Here is a 6,637-nt window from a genome sequence, read left to right on the forward strand (position 1 = left end):
AAGATCACCGTTCAAAGGGTGAGGGGAAAAATAGATGGGTCCACAAGGCGTGACCGTTGCGGGCCAATTGGCATCCAACTGGTGCGGTCCCAGCCACAGGATCCTCAAGTCACGGCACAGGTCAGATCACGCTGCAGAGCCACTCCAACCTGACAGCACTGGGTGGGAGACAGCAGCCAAAAAAAACGACCTGCTTAGCAGGCCGTCGGGAATCTCTGAAGCGATGGCGATCAGGCGGTACCGCAGAAGGTGACGTCGGGGAATTTGGCCTTGGCATCATCAAGGCTCTTGCCCTTGCCTTCTTCTTGCCAGTAGTTGATCACTTCAGTGGCTTTGTTGAGGACCTCAACGCGCTCGTTATCGGTGATCCAGCTCTTGCCTTCGAGTTCTGTCTTGAGCGTTTCCCAGGCATCTTCACGGGGCCAGAAGAAATAAGCCGTCAGAGGGCTGGGGCCGCCACCGACGATCTGGTCAACCGCCAACGCCACGTTGTCGGGCAGCCAAAGAATCTTCAGCAGGAAGCGACCTTCATCAGCCTTGGGGGTGTAGCCGGAGGGCACGCCATCCGCATCGATGGTTGCGGATGCCAGAGCGGCAGCACCACCGCGCAGCACGGGACGGCCTTCGCCTTCGCTGCCCTGCTCTTTCTCAGAGCCAGTTTTCTCAGACTCAGCTGCCTGGGTGGCCTCATCAGCCGCACCGGCTGCTGGCGTCGCGACCTCTTGGTCGGTGGCAGCGCCTTCAGTGACCGTCATGGTGTCAGCGCTCAAGACATCAGAACAAACAACTAACCTACCAGCCGCTCGAAACCCGTCGTTCTGAATTCCCCTTCGATTCTTCTGTTCGACATCGACGGCGTCATCCGAGATGTCGCCGGCAGCTACCGCCGGGCGTTGCAGGAGACGGTTCAGCACTACTGCGGTTGGAGGCCCGGCGCGGAGGAGATCGACCATCTCAAGGCCGAAGGAGCCTGGAACAACGACTGGGATGCCAGCCTCGAACTGTTGCGACGGCATGGCGGGGCTGTGCCTGAGCGCGACGCCTTGATCGAGGTCTTCAGCGACTTCTATTTCGGTGGAGACCCCGAAGGTGATCCCAGCAGCTGGACCGGTTTCATTGGCGATGAACCGTTGCTGGTCAACCCCGGGTTCTTTCAAACGCTCAGCACAGCCGAGGTGCGCTGGGGATTCGTCAGTGGAGCCGAACCAGCCTCGGCCCGCTTCGTGCTGACCCAGCGCCTGGGGCTCAACAATCCGCCCCTCATCGCCATGGGCGACGCTCCGGACAAACCCGACCCAACGGGACTCCTGCGCCTGACCGACCAGCTCATCGATGGGCCGTCACCCGGCCTGATCGCCTATTTGGGAGACACAGTCGCCGACATCAACACGGTGATCCAGGCCCGCTCAAAACGTCCGGACCTCTCCTGGCTCAGCCTGGGCGTGATCCCGCCCCATGTGAAGGATCGCCAGGGCTACGAACAGCGTCTCAAGCAGGCCGGTGCCGACCACGTGCTCAGCACCACCACCGATGCACTCAAGCTGATCAATCTGGAGCGCGAACCAAAGACACAATAAATTCAGCCCTCCCGATCACCCCTGCCATGACAGAGCCGGAGACCCAAAGGTGGGTGGCGCCTGGCCTCAGTGCCGCCCAGCTCTCACCGCTTCTGATCGGAATCGCCGCTCTGATGGCGATCGAATTCAGTGATCTGATGGTCTGGCTTCTCGGTCAGCCCACCGTCACGGTGCTCAGTGGATTGGCGGTGCTCAGCGGCATCGTGCTGCTGCTGTCCAAAGGTGTCGCCGACCAGGCCGACCGCGTCGCCGAACTGATCGGCCAGCCCTTCGGAACACTGGTCCTCACCGCTGCGGTGATGACGATCGAATTGGCGCTTGTGGCCAGCACGATGCTGACCGGAGAAGCCAATCCGACCCTGGCGCGGGATTCGATGTTTTCCGTGGTGATGATCGCGCTGACGGGGGTCACCGGACTGTGCAACGTGATCTCAGCCCTACGGCAACGGGGACAACTGGCATCCAGTGGTCATCTGGATTCAAGCCAAATGGCCTCCCCCAACCTGCTTGGAGCCCTCACGTACTTCGATCTGATCAGCACCATGTGCGTGCTGGCCCTGATCATCCCCAACTTCAGCCGCAGCACCAGCGAAGCCAACTTCAGCGAACCGGTGAATGTCGTGCTGGCGATTGTGGCGATCGGGGTTTACGCCGTCTTCATCTCCGGTCAGGTGGGCGGCTACCGGGAGCTCTACACCGAGGTTCAGGACCTGCGTCCGGATCTGGCCCTCAATGATCAATCGACGAAGGATGCATCCAGCGGTGATGCAAGCGGGAGCCCGCTTTGGCTGGCCTCCGTCCTGCTTGTGATGGGTTTGTTGGTGGTCTGCCTGATCGCGGAATCGATGGGTCAGCTGATCGAAACGGGCATCACCGATCTCGGCTTGCCCAGCTCCCTGGCGGGGGTGATCGTCGCGACGCTGATCCTGGCCCCAGAAGCCCTCAATGCCATCCAGGCGGCATCGCACGGTGAGGTGCAACGCTCGATCAACACCCTCTACGGATCCGTGGTTGCAACGGTGAGCCTCACCGTTCCTGCGGTGCTGATTCTTGGCGAAATCACCGGAACCGATGTGATCCTCGGCCTGGAGCCCCTGGAGATGGTGCTGTTGGGCCTGACCTTATTCATGCTCAATCCCCATGTCCGGCTCACGGGCATCGAGGGAATGATGAAACTGGTGGTGTTCCTGTTCTGGATCGTGCTTCAGGTGGCCTAACGCTCCATCGCCTCCACACTCTTGAGGGCCGCCGCCGTTAAGACCTCATGGCCATCGGCGGTGACCGCCACGTCATCCTCGATGCGGATGCCAATGCCCTTCCAACGCTCGTCGATCTCCGGCTGCCCCTCGGGAACCGCCAAGCGGTCGCTGATGTAAAGCCCAGGCTCCACCGTCAGCACCATTCCGGATTCAAGCGTCATCGGCCGTTCACCCAGGCGATAGGCACCGACATCGTGCACATCGAGACCGAGCCAATGACCGGTGCGGTGCATGTAGAGATGGCGATAATCGCCCTGTTCGATCACGGCATCGGGCTCACCCACCAACAGGCCCAGATCCAGAAGGCCTTCCACCAACACCCTGAGAGCGGTGTTGTGCACCTGCTCCGCCGTGCCGCCAGGGGCGACCTGGGCGACGGCCGCTTCCTGGGCCGCCAGCACAAGGCTGTACAACTCTCGTTGCTCTGCACTGAACCGACCATTGATCGGGAACGTCCTGGTGATGTCGCCGTTGTAGTAGTCGGACACCGAACAGCCCGCATCGATCAGCAACAGATCACCGTCATGGAGAGGCGCTGTGTTGGCGGTGTAGTGCAGAACGCAGGCGTTGTCTCCACCGGCCACGATCGAGCCATAGGCAGGGCCACGGGCACCGTTGGCCCGGAAATGAGCCTCAATCGCCGCCTGCACCTCGGACTCGTTCATCCCGGGATGGGTCATCCCCCGGGCCAACTCATGGGCTTCGGCCGAGATCCGGCAGGCTTCGCGCAGACGATCCAGTTCATGGGCGTCCTTGCGCAGCCTCAAGCGATGCAAGATCGGCGTGGGAGCCACCAAACCAAGCGCAGCTGAGCCGGTCCGGGACCAGGTATCGAGCTGGCGCCCCCAGGCCGACAGCACCAACGGTTCCACCGCCGGGTAGCGGCCCACCCGGAAGGCAATGGCTTCAGCCCCAGCCAGATACTGCGGCAACTTTTCAGCGAGCTGGTCAAGGGGATGGGCGAGGTCAGCGCCGAAGTGCTCGACAGCACCTTCCGTTCCCCAACGGAATCCCGTCCAGACTTCGGCGGCCGGGTCCTTGGGCTGCACAAACAGCACGAAGCGTTCTCCCTCGGGCCGATGCGGCAGCAGCAGTGCGACAGCATCGGGTTCATCAAACCCGGTCAGATAGAAAAAATCGCTGTCCTGCCGAAACGGCCACTCGCAGTCAGCGTGGTGGGTGGTCAGGGCAGCGGCAGGCACCACAGCCGCTGCCGCACCAAGCTCCTCGAGAAAGCGCCCACGGCGAGCCTGATGAACACGTTGATCGAAGACGCTCACGGGCGTGGCTGCGGCAACAGTGCATCAGGATGGCAGTCAGGGCGACTGGTCAGGGCCGATACGATGAAGCTCTGATCGATCTCCCATGCCCTCAGACCTTCTGGTGCTGCTGCTGCTGGTCACCGTGGTGCTGTTGGGCTCAGCCCTCTGCTCCGGCGTCGAAGCGGCCTTGCTCACGGTGAGTCCGATTCGGGTGCATGAACTGGCGGCACGCAGCCGCCCCCTGCCAGGGGCCCGTCGCCTGGCCAAATTGCGCCAAAAATTAGGCCGCACCCTGTCGGTGCTGGTGATCGCCAACAACGGCTTCAACATTTTCGGCAGCCTGATGCTGGGCGGCTACGCCGCTTGGGTGTTCGAGCAACGGGGCATCGGCGGGACAGCCCTGCCTCTGTTCTCGATCGGCCTCACCGTTCTGGTGATGCTGCTCGGTGAAATCCTGCCCAAGGCCCTTGGCAGTCGTCTGGCCATGCCGGTCTCCCTGACAGCGGCACCCGTGCTCCACGGCCTTGGCGTTGTGATGCACCCTTTGGTGCTGTTGTTGGAACGGCTGATGCCCGCGATCACCGCTGAAGCGGAAATCAGCACCAACGAAGACGAAATTCGGCTGCTGGCTCGGCTCGGCTCCCAGAAGGGACAGATCGAAGCCGATGAAGCCGCGATGATCGGCAAGGTTTTTCAATTGAACGACCTCACCGCCAGGGACCTGATGACCCCCCGGGTCGCCGCACCCACCCTCGATGGTGGGCTCAGCCTGGAAGCGCAACGGATGACCCTGCTGGGGAACAACGCCTCCTGGTGGGTGGTGCTCGGTGATCAGGTCGACAAAGTTTTAGGAGTGGCCAATCGCGAACGCCTCCTCACGGCCCTGCTCGAAAATCGCGGCCTGCTGACCGCCGTGGATCTCTGTGAACCGGTGGAATATGTGCCGGAGATGATCCGGGCTGATCGTCTGCTCACAGGGTTCCGTCGCGATACCGCAGGTGTTCGCGTGGTGGTCGATGAATTCGGCGGATTCGTCGGCGTGATCGGACCGGAAGCCGTGCTCGCCGTGCTCGCCGGCTGGTGGCGCAAGCCCAATCCATGATGTCCGGCGCTGCTCCTGCGGTCCCGGACCGTTGCCGCCAACTGCTCGCACAATGGCAGCGCGATCTCAGGCTGGATGAGCGCGAACGCAGCCTGCTGGCGGGCGAACAACGCGCTCTGCAGCGTCAGCTGCTGCGGCTGCAACAGCACCACCTGCGGATCGCTGTGGTGGGGCGGGTCGGTGTAGGCAAATCCAGCCTGATCAACGCTCTGATCGGACGAGAAGCGCTGGCAACGGATGTCGCCCATGGCAGCACACGCCATCAGCACGCCATCTCCTGGGAGCTACCGATCCCCGAGCTTCAGCGGATCGACCTCATTGATACGCCCGGAATCGATGAAATCGCGGGCGCCGGGCGCGACCGCCTCACCCGCCGCATCGCCCAGGGAGCCGATCTGATTCTCTTTGTCCTGGACGGCGATCTCAGCCAAACCGAACTCCACGCCCTGAGCACCTTGCTGGATCAGGGCAAAGCGATCCAACTCGTGCTCAACCGCTGTGATCGCTGGCCCCAGGGAGAACAGACCCCCCTGATGAACAGCATCCGCCGCCGACTCCCCCCCCACAGCCAGGATCTGGCCTTGATCCCGGTGTCGGCCGCACCACGTCAGGCCAAGCTTCACCCGGACGGGACCGTCAGCAGCGAGGCCCAACCAGCTCAAATCGAGCCGTTGCGAACGCACCTGATGGATCAACTTCAACGCCAGGGCGAACTGCTTCTGGCCTTGAACTCACTCCACCAGGCCGATCGCTTTCAGGACGCACGTCAACGGCTCAGACTGCAGCGCCATCGCAAGACGGCGCAGGGGCTCATCGGTCGCTATGCCGCGGCCAAAGCAACCGGTGTGGCCGTCAACCCAGTCATGGCTCTTGACCTGGCCGGAGGCCTGGCCTGTGACACCGCCCTGGTGATGCAGCTATGCCAGCTCTATGACCTGCCGATGCCACGGGCCAGCGCCCGTCAACTGCTGGCCCAGATCACCGGGCACAACGCTCTGCTCGGGGGCATCCAGTTGGGGCTGACCGCCCTCAAGCAGCTGCTGCTGGTCGCCGCGCCGTTGAGTGCTGGCTTGAGCCTGGCACCCGCGGCCCCCATCGCGCTCGCCCAAGCCGCTCTGGCCGTGCACGCCAGCAAGCGCACAGGAACCTTGGTCGCCCACGAATTGCTCACGAGCCTGCAACGCCAAGGCGGCCAACCCGGTGCCCTCTTGAATCGGCTCCAACGGCAAGATCCCCTGGTCCATCACTGGCTGAGCACCCATCCCCGGCGCACCAACGCGCCGCGAACCCACACGGACCTGCAGCCGTTCCTGCCATGAAGCACAACGCTCCCGCAGTGGCCTTGCTGGGAACCAGCGCTGATCCACCCAGCCAGGGGCACCAGGTGCTGCTGCAAAGCCTGTGTGCAAACTTCCCGCGTGTGGCCACCTGGGCCAG

The 6,637-nt window shown here is 62.8% G+C and carries 6 protein-coding genes; 4 read left to right on the forward strand and 2 right to left on the reverse strand.

The window, feature by feature from the left end:
* Nucleotides 1–230: 230 nt before the first annotated feature.
* Entirely contained in the window at nucleotides 231–755 is a 525-nt protein-coding gene (locus ACGVKB_RS09540; protein ID WP_392351480.1) for a 30S ribosomal protein PSRP-3, read from the reverse strand.
* A gap of 63 nt (nucleotides 756–818) precedes the next feature.
* Here ACGVKB_RS09540 and ACGVKB_RS09545 point away from each other — a divergent pair, with 63 nt between their 5' ends.
* Entirely contained in the window at nucleotides 819–1,577 is a 759-nt protein-coding gene (locus ACGVKB_RS09545) for a TIGR01548 family HAD-type hydrolase (RefSeq protein ID WP_392351494.1), read from the forward strand.
* A 26-nt stretch (nucleotides 1,578–1,603) separates the two neighbouring features.
* The gene (locus ACGVKB_RS09550) at nucleotides 1,604–2,794 is read left to right on the forward strand and encodes a calcium:proton antiporter (RefSeq protein ID WP_392351482.1); all 1,191 of its coding nucleotides are present in this window, start codon (nucleotides 1,604–1,606) and stop codon (nucleotides 2,792–2,794) included.
* On the opposite strand, the gene ACGVKB_RS09555 is transcribed toward ACGVKB_RS09550, so the two are convergent.
* Nucleotides 2,791–4,116 carry an aminopeptidase P N-terminal domain-containing protein gene (locus tag ACGVKB_RS09555; protein WP_392351484.1) on the reverse strand — a complete coding sequence of 442 codons (1,326 nt, stop codon included), beginning with the start codon at nucleotides 4,114–4,116 and terminating at the stop codon, nucleotides 2,791–2,793. The genes ACGVKB_RS09550 and ACGVKB_RS09555 overlap by 4 nt on opposite strands.
* Before the next feature lie 85 nt (nucleotides 4,117–4,201).
* Between ACGVKB_RS09555 and ACGVKB_RS09560 the strand changes: the two genes are divergently transcribed.
* Nucleotides 4,202–5,200, forward strand: a complete 999-nt coding sequence (locus tag ACGVKB_RS09560) for a CNNM domain-containing protein (protein ID WP_392351486.1) — start codon at nucleotides 4,202–4,204, stop codon at nucleotides 5,198–5,200.
* A complete protein-coding gene (locus ACGVKB_RS09565; RefSeq protein ID WP_392351496.1) occupies nucleotides 5,200–6,519 on the forward strand; it encodes a GTP-binding protein in 1,320 nt (439 codons plus the stop codon). The genes ACGVKB_RS09560 and ACGVKB_RS09565 overlap by 1 nt, the downstream gene beginning before the upstream one ends.
* The last annotated feature ends 118 nt before the right edge of the window (nucleotides 6,520–6,637 follow it).

Origin of the sequence: Parasynechococcus sp. (genome assembly GCF_042954325.1) — a bacterium.
Taxonomy (GTDB): Bacteria; Cyanobacteriota; Cyanobacteriia; order PCC-6307; family Cyanobiaceae; genus Parasynechococcus.